Source organism: Floricoccus tropicus, from assembly GCF_001832905.1.
Classification (GTDB): domain Bacteria; phylum Bacillota; class Bacilli; order Lactobacillales; family Streptococcaceae; genus Floricoccus; species Floricoccus tropicus.
Genome location: NZ_MKIR01000001.1, coordinates 1 through 20,448, shown reverse-complemented (window position 1 = coordinate 20,448; position 20,448 = coordinate 1). Strand labels below are relative to the sequence as shown.

Sequence of the window (20,448 nt, the reverse complement as noted above, 5' to 3'; positions counted from 1 at the left end):
ATGAGTGATTTTCGAGTTGAAAATTTAAGCAAAACAGTCGGAGACAAGACCGTATTTAAGGATATTTCTTTCATAATTCATGATATGGATAAGATTGGATTAATCGGTGTAAATGGTACAGGAAAGACTACACTACTTAACGTAATATCAGGGGTTTCGGGCTATGATGGAGATGTATCTCCTTTTATCCATGCGCACGACTATAAGATTACCTATTTAATGCAAGAACCGTCATTCAATGAAGATGATACAATTTTAGATGCAGTCTTAGATGACAGTCTCCCACAAATGTCTGTTATTAAAGCATATGAAAAAGCATTAGAAGATTTAACAGAAGATCCTGAAAATACAAAGTATCAAGATGCACTTTTGAAACGAGAAGAAGCTATGACAAGCTCTGATGCATGGAATATCGAACAAGATATAACTACTGTTCTTTCAAAACTTGATATAAGGGATACGAGTAGAAAAATTTCCAGTCTTTCTGGTGGACAAAAACGTCGTGTTCAGCTTGCTCAAGCCTTAGTAAATCCAAGCGATTTATTACTTCTTGACGAACCAACCAACCACCTTGATGTCGAGACAATTGCTTGGTTGCAAAATTATCTTGTTAACCTAAAAAGAGCAGTTTTATTCATTACCCATGATAGATATTTCCTAGATAACGTTGCTACAAGGATTTTTGAGTTGGATAATGCACAGCTTATTGAGTATCAAGGAAACTATCAAGATTATCTTACTCAAAGAGCAGAGCGTGAAGAGCGTGAAGTAACGCAAAATCATAAGAAAAAACAACTTTTCAAGCAAGAACTTACCTGGATTCGTAAAAGCCCTCAAGCGCGTGCAACAAAGCAACAGGCACGTATTGATCGTTTTGAAAATCTAAAAGATTCCATTAAGAATGATGATTCAAGCGAAATGGAAATTAATCTTGCTACAACACGTCTTGGAAAAAAAGTTATAAAATTTGAAGATGCAGGATTTTCATATCCTGACAAGAAAATTTTCAGTGATTTTGATTTAATCGTTCAGCCAGATAGCCGCATCGGTGTCATCGGTAATAATGGCTCAGGAAAGTCAACATTCCTAAATATCATCAACGGAGATTTAGACCTGACGTCTGGAATTCTTGATATAGGTGAGACTGTAAAAATTGGCTATTTCTCACAAACAATCCGTGGACTTGACGAAAATAAACGTGTTATCAATTTCCTCGAAGAAGTTGCAGCAGCAAGCGTGAATCAAAGCGGAGAAACAACTTCAGTTGTGAACCTTCTTGAACAGTTCCTCTTCCCACGCACAACGCACGGAACACTTATTTCTAAGCTTTCTGGGGGAGAAAAGAAACGCCTTTATCTCTTGAAAATTCTTTTAGAACAACCAAATGTTTTACTACTTGATGAACCTACTAATGACCTTGATATTGCTACCTTGACAGTATTGGAAGATTTCCTTGCCACATATCCTGGAGCAGTAATTACAGTAAGCCATGATAGATATTTTTTGGACAAGGTAGCTGATCAGCTATTGGTCTTTAATGATGGTAAAATAGATAAATACCATGGAAATTATTCAACTTATCTGGGAAGCAAAGTGTCTGAACAGAAAGTTGAATCTAAAGTGGAAACAACAGCACCTAAAAAAGAAACAAAGGTTAAAGAAAAGAAAGAACGCCTTTCATATTTTGAACAAAAGGAATGGGTAACCATTGAAGACGAAATTGAAAAAATTGAAGAAAGAATATCTGAAATAGAAGTCGAAATGAACTCTAATGGAAGTGACTTTGGTAAATTATCAATCCTTCAAAAAGAACTTGATCAAGCGCAAGAAGAACTCTTGCAAAAATATGACCGCTATGAATACCTAAGCGAAAGAGCTTAATTCAACTATTTTAGAAAAACCTTACTAATATCGGAGGCATAATGACAAAAGCAGATAAGATTTTTAAAGATAATATTAAAAATATCTTAGAAAATGGTGTTTGGAGTGAGCAAGCTCGCCCACGTTACAAAAATGGTGAAACTGCCAATAGTAAGTACATAACTGGAAGTTTTGCTGAATACGATTTAGCAAATGGAGAATTTCCAATTACAACCCTTCGTCCAATTCCTATTAAATCAGCTATCAAGGAAATTTTTTGGATTTATCAAGATCAATCAAATGAACTTGAAGTCCTAAAAGAAAAATACAACGTTAACTACTGGGATGACTGGGGACTAGCTGATGGGACAATAGGTGTTCGTTACGGGGCTACTGTAAAGAAACATAATATTATTGGTCGAATTTTAGATGGATTAGAAAAGAATCCATGGAATCGTCGTAATATAATTAATCTTTGGCAATATGAAGATTTCGATGAAAGTGAAGGGTTACTTCCTTGTGCTTTTCAAACAATGTTTGATGTTCGAAAAATCGACGACGATATTTACCTTGATGCAACTTTAACTCAAAGATCTAATGATATGTTAGTTGCTCACCATATTAACGCCATGCAATATGTTGCCCTTCAAATGATGATTGCTTGTCATTTTGGATGGAAGGTAGGGAAGTTCTTCTACTTTGTAAATAACCTTCACATCTATAACAATCAATTTGAAAATGCTGAAGAGTTGTTGAGTCGTCAAGCAAGTGATTGCAAACCAAGATTAGTCTTAAATGCTGAACCTGGAACAAGCTTCTTTGATATCAAACCTGAAGACTTTGAGCTTGTAGACTATGAACCAGTAAAACCACAATTAAAATTTGATTTAGCTATTTAATTAATAGTTGAAAGAAGGTAAGTTATATGAAAGATATAAAAGTACCTGAGAAGGCACCGAAATTTATCAAAGATATAATAAATAAATTCAATCAATTACCATTAATATTAAAAATTTTATTAGTGGTAATTGCTGGCTATATTGCCTTTAAACTTATTTCACTCATATTTATTATTTCAATTATGAGTCTATCCTTGATGGGCGTAACAATTGCAAAATATCCTTTGATTTCAATCATTGTAATACTAGCTTTATCTGAAAGTATTTACCTTATATATAATGCTTATAAAAAGAAAGTTAAGTAAATCTTAGCTTTCTTTTAAAATACGAATTATTAAGACCATATATAGTGCATTTTGAATTCTTTTTCTTAACTAGATAAGTGCAATATGTTATAATAGATATCTGATGTGTTTAATGAATGCATATTTGGTCCACTTTAATCGTGCAAATTTACTTATTATGAGTTAATATTATATAAATAAGTAAGGAACTTTAGTTAAAGTGACATTCAAAAAGGAGATTATCATGATAGCAGGTATATGGGCTGAAGATGAAAATGGTTTAATCGGAAAAGACGGAACGTTACCATGGCGTCTACCAGCTGAATTGGCACATTTTAAAGAAACAACGCTTGACCAAGCGATTCTTATGGGACGTAAAACTTTTGATGGTATGAACAAACGTGCATTACCTAGACGAACAACGATTGTTCTAACTACTGATAAAGATTATGATGCTGAATCTGATAAAATCTTAGTCATGACAAACCGCGATCAAGTCTTAGACTGGTACAAAAATCAGGATAAAGATTTATATATTATCGGGGGTGCTCAAATTCTTGATCTGTTTGCTCAAGATATTACTAAGCTTTATCGTACAATAGTACATGCTAAACTTGTCGGTGACACTTATTTTCCAGAAACATTTCCAATTTCTGAATTTGAGCTAGCAAGACAAGAATTGCATGAAAAAGATGAAGCCAATATCTATGACTTTACAGTTGAAGTTTTAGACCGAAAAAAATAAAAAGCCATTTAGAATAAATAAGTTAATAAAAAACACTAGTCATAATTTATGACTAGTGGTGTTAGAAAATGAGGTATAATGTGGCAAGTACAAATGATATGATAACTTGTTCTTTCTGCGGAAAGAGCCAAGATCAAGTTAAAAAAATAATAGCAGGAAGTGGAGTATACATTTGTAATGAGTGTGTAGATTTATCTGTCCAAATTCTTGAAGAAGAACAACGCGAAGAAGTTTTAGCTGAAGTTAATGACAGTAAAAAACCCCGTGAAATAATGGGTGCTTTAAATGAATATGTAGTTGGACAAGACCGTGCAAAACGTGCCTTAGCAGTTGCAGTTTATAATCATTTCAAGCGTATTAATTTCTCTCAAACACAAGAAGAAGGAGAAGTTGAACTTCAAAAATCAAATATTCTACTAATTGGTCCAACAGGTAGTGGTAAAACTTTCCTAGCTCAAACATTGGCAAGATCTCTTAACGTTCCGTTTGCAATTGCTGATGCGACTAGTTTAACAGAAGCTGGATATGTTGGTGAAGATGTAGAAAACATTCTATTGAAGCTCTTACAAGCTAGTGACTATAATGTTGAACGTGCAGAACGTGGTATTATCTATGTTGATGAAATTGATAAGATTGCTAAAAAATCTGAAAATGTTTCAATTACTCGAGATGTATCAGGTGAAGGAGTTCAACAGGCCCTTCTTAAAATTATTGAAGGCACAGTAGCAAGTGTACCACCTCAAGGTGGACGTAAACATCCAAACCAAGAAATGATTCAAGTTGACACAAAAAATATTTTGTTCATCGTAGGTGGAGCATTTGATGGCATAGAAGATATCGTTAAGTCACGTTTAGGTGAAAAAGTTATTGGATTTGGTTCTAATAATAAAAAACTTGCTGATGATGCTTCATACATGCAAGAAATTACTTCTGAAGATATTCAAAAATTTGGTCTTATTCCAGAATTTATTGGACGTTTACCGGTTGTAGCAGCTCTTGAACAATTGACTGAAGAAGACTTAGTTAACATTTTGACTAAACCGAAAAATGCTTTGGTTAAACAGTACAAGAAGTTGATGAAGTATGACGGAATTGACTTAGAATTTGAGGATGATGCTCTTACTGAGATCGCAGCAAAAGCTATTTCAAGAAAAACAGGTGCGCGTGGACTACGTTCAATCATCGAAGAAGTTATGATGGATATTATGTATGACGTGCCAAGTATTGATGATGTTGAAAAAGTAATCATTACAAAAGCAGCAGTTGATGGTTCTGAAGATCCAATTATTATCAAAAAAGCTGAAAATGCAATTGACAAAGAAAAAACTGAAGAAAAAGAATAATATATTGGCACTATGGTGCCTTTTAAAATCATAAACACAGGAGGTGAAATATGAACAAACATAATGCAGAAATCGTTATTAGTGCAGCGTCAAGTAAGCAATATCCAGAAACTGACATGCCTGAAATCGCGTTAGCTGGTCGTTCAAACGTTGGTAAATCAAGTTTTATCAATACTCTTTTGAATCGTAAAAACCTTGCTAGAACTTCTGGTAAACCTGGTAAAACTCAACTTTTAAATTTTTATAATATAGATGATACAATTCACTTTGTGGACGTTCCAGGTTATGGATACGCTAAAGTTAGTAAATCTGAACGCGCTAAGTGGGGTAAAATGATTGAAGAGTATCTTACAACTCGTAGCAATTTACGTGCTGTTGTTAGCCTTGTAGATATGCGCCATGAACCATCAGTAGATGATGTACAAATGTATGAATTTCTTAAATATTATGGAATTCCAGTAATTTTAGTTGCTACTAAGGCAGATAAAATCCCTCGTGGTAAATGGAATAAACATGAAAGTATGATTAAAAAAGCTTTGCAGTTTGACAGCACTGATGATTTTATCATTTTTTCAAGTGTCGATAAGACTGGTTATGATCAGGCTTGGCAAGCTATTGAAAATCACATTGATTAATAGTTATTGAGCATTAGTTTTTGGACTATGCTCAATATTTTTTTGACTATGTATATGTATGGATTTATTTAAATCAGGAGGAACCTTTGAATTTTTTTAACAAACTTAGCTATGGACAGAAAGCCTTACTAATTTCATTTTTTTATTATGCAGTAAGTGGGCTTGGAATGTCGCTTTCAATTAAAGCAGATATTGGAGTAACTTGCTTTAATGCTCTTATACTCTCAATGTCTGATATTTTTAATATGAAGGTTGGTACGCTAACGACAATTAGTAATCTTTCGTTCTTACTTGTCTGCTTCATTTTGGATAAGGAAAGAAGTATCAGCCGCTATCTTCTAATGTTAGTCGCAAACTTATGTTTCGGCTATGTAGTAAACTTCTTTTACTATAGCCTATTGGGTTCAGTTACTTTAGATAATTATTTTATGAAGGTTATCTGCTTCTTCATCGGTTTAGTGGTAACGTGTTTTGCAGTTGGACGTATTCTCTATTACAACACCTTAAAATTTCCAATAGAAAACTTTTGTACTTTAGTTTCTGAAAGAACAAATCATTCTATGAAGTTTTACCGTTATTGCGTTGACGTAGTAGGGTTCAGTGGTTCTTTACTATTATCCTTCCTCTTTAACTTACCAATCTATGTGCGAGAAGGTACAGTAATATCATTATTTTTATTCTCATATATTATGTCTTGGTCTTATGAGCGAAAAGGGATTTCTAAGTAAAGTTTTAAAGTTATATATATTAGAGAATACTTAATTTCTTATAAATTTATTGGAATTTGCATTATCTATATAATTAGAAAGCGTTTGCAAAGATTGTGAATATATGCTATAATATAAACAGAAAAAGAGATTAAAAGATATTTACTATCTTTATAATAAATAAAAACGCTTTACAATTAAGGAGATCGTATGATTGAACCACTTATGATGACGATTTGTATTTTCCTAGTTATGTTTCTAGTTTTCAGTGATAGTATTTTAAGCGGAAAATTCAGAATATTAATTCCAACATTTTACACATTAATTTTTCTTGCAGTAATTATGTCTTATGTATATCAAATTAATGGGGTAGATACATTTCCAAATTTAAGTATTTCAGCAGTTTGTTGTCTTATTATGTGGCATAAATATCGTAGTCATAATCCAAAAGATGACAATAATGCCTAATTAAAGCTTCCCGAAGGATATTGATTCTAGAATGAATCAATATCCTTTTTTGTGGAAAATATTTTTATTTTGATATTTATTATTTTTAACTTCGTATATATATTCAGAAAGATAGACAGATAAGAATATTCGATTACCGTCAGGTGGTTTCTGTATCTTTTAGCTAGCAAAATATAACGAGGTGAACAATGAATAAAAAAATATTAATAGGAATATTAAGCTCAGTGTCTATTCTCACACTTACAGCTTGTGGAGGGAGTAAGACTAACAACAATGTGTCGTCAACAAATTCTATTAGTGAATCTTCAATTACTTCTTCAATCACTAATAAAAGTAGTGAAAGCATTAGTGAAAAATCAGAGTCGTCAGCTCTTCAAATTATAGAGGAAACAAGTTCTACTTCAGCAGTAAATGAAGAATATACTCAAGAAATTTCAACTGAGAATAATTCTATTCCACTGACTACAAATGAACAATCTGAAGATTATCGCAGTAATGATAATGAACCGGAGAAAACAAATTCTTATACAAATGATTCTGAAACAAATACAGAGGCTAAGGAGATACCAAATCAAACGATTTATAGCTTGGATAACTTAACCGGAACATGGAAAGATACAGAAACAGGTTTCATATATTTATTGGGTCCATTAGGATATGATGATTATTTTTCATGGGGAAGTCAAGCAGTAGAAAGAGTTATTTATCTTAGCAGTGCTTCAAGTAATGGAAATACTGTTACGGCAAATTGGGGAAGATATCGTGAAACACCTGCTAAAAATAAAGTTACTATTATTTTTAATGGTGATGATGAAGTCAATGTTAATTTTAATGATGGTACAAATTATAGTTTAGTACGAAGTAAATGATGAAGAGGAGAGTAATATTTGATTAGTTTTAAAAGATTTGTTGCTAGTAGTGCTTTAAGCGTTACATTATTAGGAAGCATTGTACCAGGTATGTTTTCAATCAACCAAGCAACTGTTGCACAAGCGGCAGTAATAGGTGATGACTATCCATCTAAATGGAAGGCTTATCCAGTTGGGTCACATGCATCAGATAATTGGGGAATGTACGTAAGACAATGTACATCATTTGTTGCCAATCGTCTTAGTACCGTAAACAAGTTTAATCTTCCAGGTGGATATGGTAATGCGAATACATGGGGATACACTGCTCGAAATCAAGGATATCGTGTAGATATGACCCCAGCTATCGGAGCAATAGCGTGGTGGACGAGTATGCATGTTGCGTGGGTTGCTGAGATTGAAGGTAATAGAGTACGTATTGAAGAATATAATTGGAACTATTCAGGAAACTATAATTCCAGATGGATTGATAAAAACAGTGTAAGTGGGTATATTCATTTTAAGGACTTAAGTGGTTCTCAGACAAATACTAGCAATCAAACGAATCCACAAAGTCAAAATAATAATATTCCACCAAGTGGTGTATATAAATTTGATGGTAAATATCCAATTAAAGCAGAAGCTAAAATTTCTAGTGCTGATTTGGCATACTATTCAGCAGGTGCAAGTGTTAATTATGATAGAAAATTAGATGCAGATGGCTATACCTGGATTTCTTATCTTAGTTATCAAGGAAATCGTCGATATATTCCAATCATTAAAAATAGTTTATCTTCAAATACCAATAAAATAGATTCAAAGTTACAAAATAATAATCCATCAGATGGAATTAATTATTTAGCCCATGTATCGACTTATGGTTGGCAACCATGGGTTTCTAATGGTAGAAGTTCAAGTTTAAAAGGGGAGAAAAGAGTTGAAGCTATTGCATTGACTGTAAACAACCTATCAAGCTCTGGATCAATTGAATATAGATCTCATATTCAGGATGTGGGTTGGCAAAATTGGACTTCAAATGGAAATGTATCAGGTACAACAGGACAAAGCAAACGATTAGAAGCTGTAGAAATTAGATTGACTGGTGATTTAGCAAAAACATATGATATTAGATATAGAGTGAATGTTCAAAATAATGGATGGCAACCTTGGGTTACTAATGGTAAAATGTCAGGTACAAGTGGGAAATCTTTGGAAATATATGATATGCAAGTTGAATTAATATCCAAAAATACATCTAGTTCAAATGCAAACCCATCATCTACTTGGTCTCTTACAAAATCTAGCGGTACTCATGTATTTAAAGAGAAATCAGATGTTAGAGCTGAACCAAAAATACATAGTCCATCTCTTGCTACATATAATTCAGGTCAATCTGTAATTTATGACTATAAAACAACTTTTAACGGATATGAATGGATATCATATATTGCAGGAAGTGGTAATCGTAGATTTGTAGCTATTAGAAAGTTATAAGTCGTCATAGACTGATAAAAATTTCATATTTTATAGTTTTAAAATTATTTTTAATATAAAAATTAATAATTGAAATAAAACTCTTGACATGTACTGTACATATGTTATACTAATAAAGTTGAAAAGCAGAAGCACCAGCTTCTCGCCTAAGTGTGTATAGTACTGGGCAGAGATCGATTAATCTTTACTAGCGTATTTGTATGCACTGGTGAGGAATTTAAATGGGCTTACTGCGGTAGGCTCATTTTTTCGCTTTGAAACGAAAAAGAATATTTAGAAGGAGATATATCATAGCAAAAGATTTGTTTATGAACGGGCAAATTCGCGCTCGCGAAGTTCGTTTAATCAGTGCAGATGGTGACCAACTTGGAGTTGTAGAAACTTCAGATGCTTTAAGACAAGCACAAGACCAAGATTTAGATCTTGTTTTGATCTCACCACAAGCTAAACCACCTGTAGCAAAAATTATGGACTTTTCTAAGTTCAAATTTGAGCAAAAGAAAAAATTAAAAGAACAAAAGAAAAACCAGACTGTGGTAACAGTTAAAGAAGTTCGTTTAAGTCCAGTAATTGACAAAAATGACTTTGATACTAAGCTACGTCAAGCTGAGAAATTCCTTGCTAAAGGATACAAAGTTAAGGTTTCAATCCGCTTTAAGGGTCGTATGATTACCCATAAAGAAGTTGGACAAAAAGTTCTTGATGACTTTGCTGCAGCGACTAAAGATATTGCAGTCGTTGAGCAACGTGCAAAAATGGATGGACGCTCAATGTTTATGCAATTGGCGCCAATCGCAGACAAAAAATAATTCGGAGGAATCAATAAAATGCCAAAACAAAAAACTCACCGCGGAAGCGCAAAACGTTTTAAACGTACTGGTAGCGGCGGACTTAAACGTTTCCGTGCTTACACTTCTCACCGTTTCCACGGAAAAACTAAAAAACAACGTCGTCAACTTCGTAAAGCTTCAATGGTAAGTAGTGGTGACTTCAAACGTATTAAAGCAATGCTTTCACAAATGAGATAATTCAGATTTCATTTAAAACTATTATTAAAGAAAAATATCGGAGGAATATATAAATGGCACGTGTTAAAGGTGGCGTTGTAAGCCGCAAACGTCGTAAACGTACTCTAAAACTTGCGAAAGGTTATTATGGAGCTAAACATACTTTGTTCCGTACTGCTAAAGAACAAGTTTATAACTCATATAACTATGCATACCGCGATCGTCGTCAAAAGAAACGTGATTTCCGTAAATTATGGATCGCACGTATCAATGCAGCAGCTCGTATGAATGGTCTTAGCTATTCAAAACTTATGCATGGTCTTAAATTAGCTGGTATCGAAGTTAACCGTAAAATGTTAGCTGACCTAGCTGTTAACGACTCAGCAGCTTTCACAGCTCTTGCTGATGAAGCAAAAAAAGCTTTAGCTTAATATTTATATAAAATAAAAATTCCATCAATTATGATGGAATTTTTTTTGATATCAAAGATACTCTTAAATAAGAGTATAAATTAATCTATAAGTCTTTGACCATAAATATACTATCTACTTCAACAATAGGAAAATCTTTGGGAAAGACAGAAAAATCTTCTTCAACAAAACCATTTTTCTTATAGAAATTATGAGCACGTTTCATCATAGCAGTACTACCAAGATATATTTTTTCAATATCAGTCTCTCGCGCAAAATCAACAACAGCATCCAGTAGTTTTTGCCCCACCCTGTATTCACCCCTATACTTAGGATCAACAAAAACCTTTTTCAAAGCAGACTTATTTTCATCTAATTTAACTAATGCAATTGTTCCAATAACATTTTCATTTTCTGTGTCCATTGCTAGTAAAAAAAGTCCATCCTTATCTTCATAATGATGAGTAATATTTAGTAAATCTGGTTGGTCATCTAGGGTTATAGCAACACCAAATTCATTTTGTTGAATATCAAGAATGAAATTTACCATATCATCCTGGTATTTTTTGTCAAACTTTATAATTTGTATTTTTTCCATGTGACCTCCTAATAAATTTTTCTAAGTATATCACAAAAGAAAAAGATACTAAAGACTAATCTTTAGTATCGAAATTTCAGGTGTAACCCCAAATCTAGCTGAAATATGTGTAGTACCAATACCGGAATTAACAAATATATTTTGAAGTCCATTTTCACCAATATGGTACAATCCCTTCTTATAATTTGAAGCTAAATTAGTTGTAGAAGTAGCTGCTTCATTTATTGAAGGAAAGAACGGTATGTTAACCTGTCCGCCATGACTATGTCCACTCATTGCAAGATTATAGTCATAGTTAATATAGTTGTTTAGTGAATCAGGTTCATGAGAAAGCAAAATTTTATAGTCAGCATTGATATTTTCAGCTAAGTTTTCAGTAGAGGGATTTCCTAACATAGAATCATCTATACCTGTTAAAGAAATTATTTTACCATTATCTGTAGTTATTTCAGTATTTTCGTTAGATAAAAGCTGAAAACCTGAATTTTCCATAATAGTAGGGTATTGAATTGATGCACCTCCTCCATAATCATGATTTCCCCAGATAGCAAATTTACCATACTTAGATTTAATTTTACTTAATTCATTTATTAGGTTTGCATCGTCATTATACTTAGCATAGTTGTCGTATAAGTCACCTGTAAAAACTACAATGTCTGGATTACTTGCATTTAATTTATTAATAACTTTAGAGAGATTCTCAGTAGTATAATCCTCCTTAATATGAGTATCAGATATTTGAGCAATTCTTAATTCTTGCTTATTTGCTGAAGTATCATTAATCTGGTACTCTTTGACCCTAACCTGATATGGTTCTATTTTAAAAGCATACAAAGTTCCACCAATTATTATTGCAATTATTACTAAAAATATTGTCATTATTTTACTTATAAATTTCATCATTTTCCTCTCAATAGTGAGTAATATGTATAAAAATACTATATTCTCAAATCTAAAAATTTAGATAAAAAGAACTACATCAATTTTATGATATAGTTCTGAAAGTTTTCTTAACTTTATTCTTCTGGTGAATGTTTCTTCCCTATGCTGAGTGCTTCATCTTCAGTCATACTTACAACATTATCAAAGTTTGTTGAGGAAGGCATTTTATTTTTATCATACCAATAAACTTTTGAGTCACCTTTTCTAGCAATATAAACAGTTTTTTTGGATTGATTATTTTGATGATTATCAGATTTTTCAAAAGAAGATGTAGTAGAAGTATTGCTCTTATTAGATTTTTCAAGTTTAGTTTTTACTTTTTCTAAACGACTAGATAAATCAGCTTTATTAGGAGAAGAGTAATTTTCCAATGCTCTTTCAGCCTCATCAATTGTTTTTCTACTAGGATTAGCTTCAGCAGCAGAAATTTTATTCTCAATTTGCTTATATTTTTCTTTTTCTTCCTTGTCTAATTTTTCAGCTTCATCAACTTTATCTATGGCAGCTTTCAGTCTTTCAGATAAACCAGCATTTTCATGTGGTAAATTATCAATTGCCGAAATAGCTTCAGCAAGATTATTTCTAGTTGGTTGTCCTTCAACTAAGTTAAGTTTTTCCATAGCGTTTGCTTCAGCATCGGCTTGTGCCTTATCGTCAGCAAGCTTTTTTTGATGCTCCAAATATTTTCTATTATCAATCCTTATATCTCGCGAAATCGTCCGACTATTGTGAACTGCAATAATTTGAGCATGGCTAATCTCGTCCTTTGGTTCCGTTTGGTTTACTATTACATCATAGCGATTATTATCATCTACAGGTAGATTAACAGTTATACCGTTTAAACTAACAGTTACATTAGGCTCCTTAATCCCACTAATACGGTAGCTTCCATTTTCATCTGCAACAATATCTTTATCAGTTAGAGTGAAAAAAGTGCTTGAAATAATATAAATAAAAATCAGTATTGTGGCGGAAAATATAAATAGTAGATAGAACCACCACTTATGATAGAAAGGTCGCTTTTGAATGTTTTTAGTCATAAAATATCTTTCTTTTACGTTATTAAAATAATTATATCTAAAACTTACTTTTAGAACAACGTTTCTTAAAAAGTTTTTTTATATAATAAAAACCAATAAAATTAGGCTTAGAGCACTAAAATCATTGGTTTAAAATTGAAAATTTAATAATAATTAAATAAGAGGGTGAAAAAAGTTAATTATAGCTAGTGCAATTGTACCAATTCCCAAAAGAGCAGTAATCAATGATAAGATTTTTTTCTTATTGAAGATCTTTGATAGTAGAAGTAATATTACACCAGAAACAACTGCAATGAGTGAATGAAGATCTTTATTAGGAATTTCTGTTAATCTATTTTGTATTTTCTTAAAGAAATCCTTATATGAATCTCCATTGCTTTTGTCTTCATTTTTACTTGAAGAGGTAGCTTCATTTGAATTATCGTTATCGTCATTAACTTCTTCGTATTTTGTTTCGATAGGTGTCATTTTATCGTTAACGAGTGGAAGAGTATTAGAAAGCATGAGTTCATCGTTTTCTAATTTAAATTCAGGTGTTGAATTTTTCCTTACGACTCCTTTTAGTTCAGAATCGATCTTTATTTTCTTACCATTAACTTCATGCTCCCCCGCAGGAAGGATGGTTTGAAGAGAATAATCTTGATATGTTTGATCTAGTAGGGCGTTTCCAAATGGGTGACGATAATATTCACCGTCTTGATCTGACCAGTCACCAACTCCCATAATGACTTCTATAACACGCATATCTCCCTTTTTACAGGTTGCTACATAGTTAAATGCACCACCAGGACTTGATCCAGTTTTTAAGCCATCGACTCCTGGGTAACCATATACAGAACCTTGGACATCTTCCTTCACGCCAGGTGTTGAATAATTATATGTTTCAAAATGTTCTTCATAAGGCGTACCCTTCATTGTAGTAACTTGAGGATTTTTTGTGAAATCAAGTATTTCAGGATAATTTTTCAGCATATTGAAAGCTAAAATAGATAAATCTCTTGAAGTAGTAACATTTGCAGCATATTGATCATAACCTTGTGGCAAATACATCCCGCTAAAGGCAACTGCCTCTGCACCACTTGCATTATTAAAGTAAGAATTAGTCATTCCAATTTCTTGAGCCTTATTGTTCATCTTCGTAACGAATCCACCAGCATCATTATTTGAGACAAGGTTAGCAAGCATAACCGTTGCAATATTCGAAGAAGGTACAAGTGTCATTGTAATGAGCTCTCTTACTGGATACCTAACGCCTGCAACAATATTATTATTACTAATCACATGTAGCTTTCCAATTGCTTCATCTGTTGGAGTAGCTGTAACAATAGTATCCATAGAAACTTGTCCATTATGAATAGCTTCAAAAACTAGGTAGATAGTCATTAATTTAGAAATACTAGCTGGATTTCTAGGAATATCTGGATTGTCCTGCCACAAAACTTGACCATTTTCAGCATCTATTACTATAGATGATTTTGGCCTATTAATTTCATTAACCTGATAGCCAAAATTTCGAGCAACTTGTACAATATCACCAGTATTGTTAACTTCTTCAGCAGAAGCAATATTATTTGAATTAACCATTATCGAGGACATAGTTAATGCTGTCGTTAGTAATAAAAATATCTTTTTCAAATCAGTCTCCCATTAGTTTTTTGCATTTTTTTACACATAACATAATTCTATCACAAACTTACAAAATATTGAATACTACATTTTATTAATATTCTATTTATAAATAAAGAAAAATGATATTATAGTAGTACTAACTAGGAGGATTTAAAATGATTCAAAAAGAGAAAATTAATCAAGGTTTCGTTGCACTTTTTGAAGGAAACCTTTCCTTGGTAAAAAATATAATTACAGATTTAACGTATAATCTTAACCAAGATAGTCCACTTTATTTTTCCTTTTTAAATCTAAAAGGTTATTCATTTTTTGAGAATAGTCAATATGAACAGGCAATGAAAATATATGAAGAATATGTAAATCTAGCAAAGCAAAAAGAAGATTTAGATAACCTTCACATTGGGCTCCATCAGTTAGCTATGGTTTATCGTGAGAAGGAAGAGTATAAAAATGCACTTGATCTTATTAATCAAGAATATAAAATAATAATTGATAATTTTCCTGAAGATTCTCTTAAGAATTCAATTAATCTATACGAACAAGGTTATTTACATTTAAAATTTAATCAATATAAAAAAGCTTTACTTTTGCTTGAAGAGTCTTTAAAATTTGCTGTGGAAAGCGATGATTTAATATCTATTGCATGTTCCTACAGAGCATTAGGTGAAACATATGCTTCTCTATCAAATGAAGAGAAGGTAGTTCAAAACTACAAATCTTCAATTGAATATTTTGAGCAAGCAGATGATGAAATTGGGAAAAAAGAAGTTGAAAAAATGTTAAAAGAGTTAAAGGAGAATTAGAGTGTCAAGAGCACAACTAGTAAGTTTTACAAATATGTGTATGATCTATGATGACCAAGGAAAAGTATTGGTACAAAAACGTACTAAGAAAGACTGGCCTGGACTAACGCTTCCAGGCGGTCATGTGGAAGAAAATGAAACTTTTTATGATGCAGTAATACGAGAAGTTTATGAGGAAACTGGATTAACAATCGAAAATCCTGAGCTTTGTGGAACAATGCAGTATTTGCCAGGTGATGGAGTTAGTCAAATAAGTTTTTTATATAAAACCAAAGATTTTTCAGGTCAACTAATGTCGTCAGAAGAAGGACGAGTATTCTGGATAGACAAAACGGAGATTTTTGAACATCCATGTTCAAGTGGACTTAAAGAAATAATGGAAGTAATAAATAATGATCAAATCACTGAATTTTACTACAAAAAAGTAGGTGATGACTGGATTATGGACTTATATTAGAGGTAACATGAGATTAGATAAGTATTTAGCAGATATGAATATTGGCTCACGCAAGGAAGTCAAAAACTATATCAAAAAAGGACTTGTTCAGGTAAATGACAAGCAAATTAAATCAGATAAATTTCAGGTCGATCCAGAAATAGATAAGGTTATTTTTGATGGACAAGAAATTAAGTATCAGGAATTTTTCTATTATTTACTACATAAGCCAGCCGGTGTCGTGTCAGCGACCAAGGATAATCATGATAAAACTGTCATGGATTTATTTTCTACTTCAGATTATCGTGACGATCTTTTCCCTGTAGGACGCCTCGATAAAGATACGGAAGGTTTACTTATAATAAGCAACGACGGAGCCATGTCTCACAGATTATTAGCACCTAAAAGTCATGTACCTAAGGAATATTACGCCAAGGTAGCAGGAGTTATGACTGATGAAGACGTGAAAGCTTTTGATGAAGGAATTACCATTGATGGTGGAGAAGATTGTATGCCAGCAGAGCTTAAGGTAGTGGCGCGTGATTTGGACAAAAATACATCTGAAATACGCTTGGTTTTACATGAAGGAAAATTTCATCAAGTCAAACGCATGGTAAAAGCAGTCGGTAAAGAGGTAACCTATCTCAAACGTATAAAAATGGGAAATCTTGAGCTTGATCCAAACCTTGATAAAGGTAAATATAGGGACCTAAATGAACAAGAGCTTGAACAATTAAATCAAAAATAAAAGAACCATCAATGATGATGATTCTAAATTGTTCCTACAAATATTAAGTTCATTATCAATGACCATAAGTAATACATTGATAGGAATAATAAAACTTCCAAGATGAAAACAATAATTGGTTTAATCTTAAAATTTCCCTTTCTTATCCATGCATCAGTTCCTAAAAAATAAGGGACAAATAAAATGGGAGTAGCAATTTTCATTAGATATGACATCTCAAAAAGATTTTCATTGTTTAGTTTTCCAAAATATTTAAGATTATAATAACTTATAAAGATAAGGGAAATTAACGAGAAAATAATAGTTAATATTTTTCCATAAGACAATGATTTACTTATAAAATATATACTTACTATATAAAAAATTAGAAATGCAAGACTTATAAAAATTGAATTTTGTGCAATAGGCATAATATCTCCTTTCATATGATTATATTTAATTTTAAATACTTATTCAAGTTTTCTGGGTTGTAAATATTGACTAAAGGTTGAAAGTTATGTATTATAATCTCAAGGCTTTGAAATGAGAAAGTACATATTATTGGTATTTAGAGAGTGCACGGCAGGTGGGAGTGCATTACTGAAAATATGGAAGGTGCTTCATTGAGCTTTGAATTGAACTGTCAATTGACAAAGTAGAAGATACGGTCGCTCTCGTTATCGAGCTTAAATAAGGACGATAAATATCGAATTTTCGTAATTCATATTTAAAGTCTATTATCTTAAGAGATAAAAATCGGAGTGGAACCGCGCACATATCGCCTCCTGTAATGTATTTATATTATATACATTGCAGGAGGTTTTTATATTGAGAAAGGAGCAGTAAGTATTAAAAAATGAAATCAAAATATCGATGTAGTAAATCTATGAAGGATATCAGTGCTTGCTGCTGTATAATCCTTAAAGATAAAATGTGCTAAAAGTCTCACCAGACTTCCTTATTAAATAAAAAGGACAATTAAAATGACAAATAAAATTTATGACTCAATCTTAGATACAATCGGAAATACTCCATTAGTTAGACTTAAAAGTCTTGAAGCAGATAATCGTGCAGATATTTTAGTAAAAATCGAATCTCGTAATCCTGGCGGAAGCGTAAAAGATAGACCTGCTTATCAAATGATAGTAGATGCGGAAGAAAAAGGTCGTCTTAAAGAAGGTGATACAATTGTAGAACCAACTAGTGGTAACATGGGTATTGCCCTAGCTCTTATCGGAGCAGCAAAAGGTTACAAGGTAGTTCTTGTAATGCCATCTTCAATGTCAATTGAAAGAAGAAAATTAATGGCAGCCTATGGTGCGGAACTTGTTTTAATAAGTGAAGGCGGTATGAAAGGGGCAGTTGCCAAAGCCCAAGAATTAGTAGAAGAAAAAGGTTACTTCATGCCTAGTCAATTTAGCAACGAAGCAAACGTTACTTCCCACTATAAAACAACTGGACCAGAAATTTTCCAAGCAACAGATGGAAAAGTTGATGCTTTTGTCGCAGGAGTAGGAACAGCAGGAACTTTAGTCGGAGTTTCAAGCTACCTTAAGGACCAAGGAATCGTGCTAAAAGCAGTAGCAGTCGAACCAGATTCTAGTCCATTACTTAGCCAAGGTACGGCTGCACCACATGCTATCCAAGGAATCGGAGCCAACTTTGTACCAGATAACTTCAAAGCAGAAGTCGTGGACGAAATCAAAACTGTAAGTAAGGAAGAAGCCTATGAGTACGCGCATCACCTAGCTCAAAAAGAAGGTATCCTAGCTGGTATTTCTTCAGGAGGAAACCTTGCTATAGCAGTTAAGGTCGCTGACGAACTAGGAAAAGGCAAAGTAGTCGTAACAGTTCTACCTGACACAGGCGAACGCTACCTATCAACAGATTTGTTCGGTGAATAATGCGTCAGTACATCAAATATATTGACGGCCTACTGACAAGTGCAGTAGAAAAAGATCCCGCAACAACAAGCAAATTAGAAGCATATTTCTTCACCCCCGGAGTACAGGCACTAGCTAACCATTACAGAGCCCACCGACTTTTTAAGAAGGGCAAAACCTTTCGAGCCCTCATGCTAGCAAAAAAGTCACGCAGAAAAACTGGAATTGAAATACATCCAGCAGCAGTAATAGGTGAAAGAGTATTTATTGATCATGGAATGGGCATTGTCATTGGAGGGACAGCAATTGTTGAAGATGATGTTACTATCTATCATGGAGTAACATTAGGAGGAATTGATCTTTCTCCCGATAATAAACGACATCCAACTGTCAAGAAAGGCGCTATGCTGGGAGCAGGTTCAACAATTTTGGGGGATATCACAATTGGTGAGAACTCCAAAGTCGGGGCAAATAGTCTCGTTCTTAAAGATGTACCAGATAATGCCACAGCAGTCGGAAGCCCTGTAAGAATAATAGAACATTAATAATAATCAATCGGATAGTTTTATCTGATTGATTATTTTTTATTACTATCATTTATATTATATTTTGAAAGTTTATTGAGTATTTAAAACCTGCATACATAACTAAATATTTAATCTTTCTACTATTCTATATTAATATTTAAAATTGAAACACTATATTTATTATATTATTATATGATGAGATTTTGATTTAAAGAATATATTTTGTACTAAATTTTAGGAAAAATTTTATCAGATATTTTAATAAGCAGACCTGTCTATACCAATTAAAACTGTAGTAACTATTTTACTATTTTCATGAATTATGTAATAATATAATAGACTATTTTTATCAAAAATAGATTTTCTTTTATTTCAATGTTTAACAAACATTTGTATTAGAAAGGAAGGTGTTACAAAGGGAAAGTCGTAAATCTAGGCTATAATGGAGTTATAACTTAGAAATGGGAGATTGATGATGATAAATTTATCATCAAAATTACTTGTATTCTATAATATTTTATTGAGTACAGTATGCGTTAAAAACTTGTTTTAGACTATTGAGAGATACTTAAGTATCTTAAATTGTTTTAATACAAGTACTCGAAGAAAGGAATAGATTATTGAAAAAAAATCAAGAAGATCAAAACAAAATTGGTTTTAGAAAATGGAAATCCGGTAAGCAATGGCTATATGCTGGTGCTCTCCTTGCTGGTTTAGGTGTTGTTGGTGGAAATACAGCTTCTGCCGATGAATCATCATCACCTGCATCAGTAGAGGTAACTGCCGATGCTTCTGCTGGAGACGATGGAGATGATAATAAAAATAAATCATCTGTTATTTCAGTACCTTCTCAAGTTAAAACAGAAGATACTACTAAAGCAGTAGAAACACCTGAAGTTAAAACAGAAGACACTACTAAACCAGTAGAAACACCTGAAGCTAAGGCAGAAGACACTACTAAACCAGTAGAAACACCTGAAGCTAAAACAGAAGACACTACTAAACCAGTAGAAACACCTGAAGCTAAGACAGAAGATACTACTACTAAAGCAGAAGAAACACCTGAAACTAAAGAAGAAGATACTACTAAACCAGTAGAAACACCTGAAAACAAAGAAGAAGACACTACTAAACCAGTAGAGACACCTGAAACTAAAAAAGAA

General features: G+C 32.7%; 24 protein-coding genes and 1 other annotated feature. Of the genes, 19 read left to right on the top strand and 5 right to left on the bottom strand.

Features of this window, described 5'->3' with window-relative positions; all coding sequences use genetic code 11:
* From BG261_RS00120 to rplT, 13 genes are all read left to right on the top strand, one after another.
* Nucleotides 1-1,881 (top strand): ABC-F family ATP-binding cassette domain-containing protein, encoded by a 1,881-nt coding sequence (locus tag BG261_RS00120; protein WP_070791005.1) that lies wholly within the window; start codon nt 1-3, stop codon nt 1,879-1,881.
* Between the two features lie 41 nt (nt 1,882-1,922).
* A complete protein-coding gene (locus BG261_RS00115) occupies nt 1,923-2,759 on the top strand; it encodes a thymidylate synthase (protein WP_070791003.1) in 837 nt (278 codons plus the stop codon).
* Nucleotides 2,760-2,785: 26 nt separating this feature from the next.
* Nucleotides 2,786-3,064 carry a hypothetical protein gene (locus BG261_RS00110; protein WP_070791001.1) on the top strand — a complete coding sequence of 93 codons (279 nt, stop codon included), beginning with the start codon at nt 2,786-2,788 and terminating at the stop codon, nt 3,062-3,064.
* Between the two features lie 223 nt (nt 3,065-3,287).
* On the top strand, nt 3,288-3,788 hold the full coding sequence (locus BG261_RS00105; RefSeq protein ID WP_070790998.1) for a dihydrofolate reductase: 501 nt from the start codon (nt 3,288-3,290) through the stop codon (nt 3,786-3,788).
* 98 nt (nt 3,789-3,886) lie between these two features.
* Nucleotides 3,887-5,131: an ATP-dependent Clp protease ATP-binding subunit ClpX gene (clpX, locus tag BG261_RS00100; RefSeq protein ID WP_162271524.1), complete on the top strand. Its 1,245-nt coding sequence runs from the start codon at nt 3,887-3,889 to the stop codon at nt 5,129-5,131.
* 50 nt (nt 5,132-5,181) lie between these two features.
* Nucleotides 5,182-5,766 (top strand): ribosome biogenesis GTP-binding protein YihA/YsxC, encoded by a 585-nt coding sequence (yihA, locus tag BG261_RS00095; protein WP_070790994.1) that lies wholly within the window; start codon nt 5,182-5,184, stop codon nt 5,764-5,766.
* 86 nt (nt 5,767-5,852) lie between these two features.
* A complete protein-coding gene (locus BG261_RS00090) occupies nt 5,853-6,494 on the top strand; it encodes a YczE/YyaS/YitT family protein (RefSeq protein WP_233278878.1) in 642 nt (213 codons plus the stop codon).
* A 189-nt stretch (nt 6,495-6,683) separates the two neighbouring features.
* On the top strand, nt 6,684-6,941 hold the full coding sequence (locus tag BG261_RS00085; RefSeq protein WP_070790993.1) for a hypothetical protein: 258 nt from the start codon (nt 6,684-6,686) through the stop codon (nt 6,939-6,941).
* Nucleotides 6,942-7,129: 188 nt separating this feature from the next.
* Nucleotides 7,130-7,810, top strand: coding sequence for a hypothetical protein (locus BG261_RS00080; protein ID WP_070790991.1), 681 nt, complete (start codon nt 7,130-7,132; stop codon nt 7,808-7,810).
* 18 nt (nt 7,811-7,828) lie between these two features.
* Nucleotides 7,829-9,283, top strand: a complete 1,455-nt coding sequence (locus BG261_RS00075; protein ID WP_070790988.1) for an SH3 domain-containing protein — start codon at nt 7,829-7,831, stop codon at nt 9,281-9,283.
* Between the two features lie 308 nt (nt 9,284-9,591).
* A complete protein-coding gene (gene infC / locus BG261_RS00070; RefSeq protein ID WP_070790986.1) occupies nt 9,592-10,092 on the top strand; it encodes a translation initiation factor IF-3 in 501 nt (166 codons plus the stop codon).
* Nucleotides 10,093-10,110: 18 nt separating this feature from the next.
* Nucleotides 10,111-10,311: a 50S ribosomal protein L35 gene (rpmI, locus tag BG261_RS00065; RefSeq protein WP_070788058.1), complete on the top strand. Its 201-nt coding sequence runs from the start codon at nt 10,111-10,113 to the stop codon at nt 10,309-10,311.
* Between the two features lie 53 nt (nt 10,312-10,364).
* A complete protein-coding gene (gene rplT / locus BG261_RS00060; protein WP_070790983.1) occupies nt 10,365-10,721 on the top strand; it encodes a 50S ribosomal protein L20 in 357 nt (118 codons plus the stop codon).
* Nucleotides 10,722-10,806: 85 nt separating this feature from the next.
* Here the strand turns inward: rplT and BG261_RS00055 are convergent, their stop codons facing one another.
* From BG261_RS00055 to BG261_RS00040, 4 genes are all read right to left on the bottom strand, one after another.
* Entirely contained in the window at nt 10,807-11,298 is a 492-nt protein-coding gene (locus BG261_RS00055) for a GNAT family N-acetyltransferase (protein WP_070790981.1), read from the bottom strand.
* A 48-nt stretch (nt 11,299-11,346) separates the two neighbouring features.
* Nucleotides 11,347-12,198 carry a metallophosphoesterase gene (locus BG261_RS00050; RefSeq protein ID WP_099098618.1) on the bottom strand — a complete coding sequence of 284 codons (852 nt, stop codon included), beginning with the start codon at nt 12,196-12,198 and terminating at the stop codon, nt 11,347-11,349.
* Nucleotides 12,199-12,314: 116 nt separating this feature from the next.
* Nucleotides 12,315-13,280, bottom strand: a complete 966-nt coding sequence (locus BG261_RS00045; RefSeq protein ID WP_070790977.1) for a hypothetical protein — start codon at nt 13,278-13,280, stop codon at nt 12,315-12,317.
* Between the two features lie 153 nt (nt 13,281-13,433).
* Entirely contained in the window at nt 13,434-14,915 is a 1,482-nt protein-coding gene (locus BG261_RS00040; protein ID WP_070790975.1) for a DUF1958 domain-containing protein, read from the bottom strand.
* A gap of 149 nt (nt 14,916-15,064) precedes the next feature.
* Here BG261_RS00040 and BG261_RS00035 point away from each other — a divergent pair, with 149 nt between their 5' ends.
* Genes BG261_RS00035 through BG261_RS00025 form a run of 3 tightly spaced genes read left to right on the top strand, consistent with a single transcriptional unit; the run spans nt 15,065 to nt 16,896 of the window.
* Nucleotides 15,065-15,712 carry a tetratricopeptide repeat protein gene (locus tag BG261_RS00035; protein WP_075201823.1) on the top strand — a complete coding sequence of 216 codons (648 nt, stop codon included), beginning with the start codon at nt 15,065-15,067 and terminating at the stop codon, nt 15,710-15,712.
* 1 nt (nt 15,713) lies between these two features.
* Nucleotides 15,714-16,169 (top strand): 8-oxo-dGTP diphosphatase, encoded by a 456-nt coding sequence (locus BG261_RS00030; RefSeq protein ID WP_070790972.1) that lies wholly within the window; start codon nt 15,714-15,716, stop codon nt 16,167-16,169.
* Between the two features lie 7 nt (nt 16,170-16,176).
* A complete protein-coding gene (locus BG261_RS00025) occupies nt 16,177-16,896 on the top strand; it encodes a pseudouridine synthase (protein WP_070790969.1) in 720 nt (239 codons plus the stop codon).
* A gap of 23 nt (nt 16,897-16,919) precedes the next feature.
* Here BG261_RS00025 and BG261_RS00020 read toward each other — a convergent pair whose 3' ends face one another.
* The gene (locus BG261_RS00020) at nt 16,920-17,306 is read right to left on the bottom strand and encodes a hypothetical protein (protein ID WP_070790968.1); all 387 of its coding nucleotides are present in this window, start codon (nt 17,304-17,306) and stop codon (nt 16,920-16,922) included.
* Nucleotides 17,307-17,404: 98 nt separating this feature from the next.
* Nucleotides 17,405-17,664, top strand: a binding site (T-box leader).
* A gap of 194 nt (nt 17,665-17,858) precedes the next feature.
* On the opposite strand from BG261_RS00020, the gene cysK reads away from it, so the two are divergent.
* The 3 genes from cysK to BG261_RS00005 all read left to right on the top strand — a co-directional run.
* Nucleotides 17,859-18,779, top strand: a complete 921-nt coding sequence (gene cysK, locus BG261_RS00015; protein WP_070790966.1) for a cysteine synthase A — start codon at nt 17,859-17,861, stop codon at nt 18,777-18,779.
* Complete coding sequence (gene epsC, locus BG261_RS00010) at nt 18,779-19,303, top strand: serine O-acetyltransferase EpsC (RefSeq protein WP_070790964.1); 525 nt, start codon at nt 18,779-18,781, stop codon at nt 19,301-19,303. The genes cysK and epsC overlap by 1 nt, the downstream gene beginning before the upstream one ends.
* A gap of 602 nt (nt 19,304-19,905) precedes the next feature.
* A partial coding sequence (locus BG261_RS00005; protein WP_173646034.1) for a KxYKxGKxW signal peptide domain-containing protein occupies nt 19,906-20,448 on the top strand: 543 nt, incomplete at its 3' end.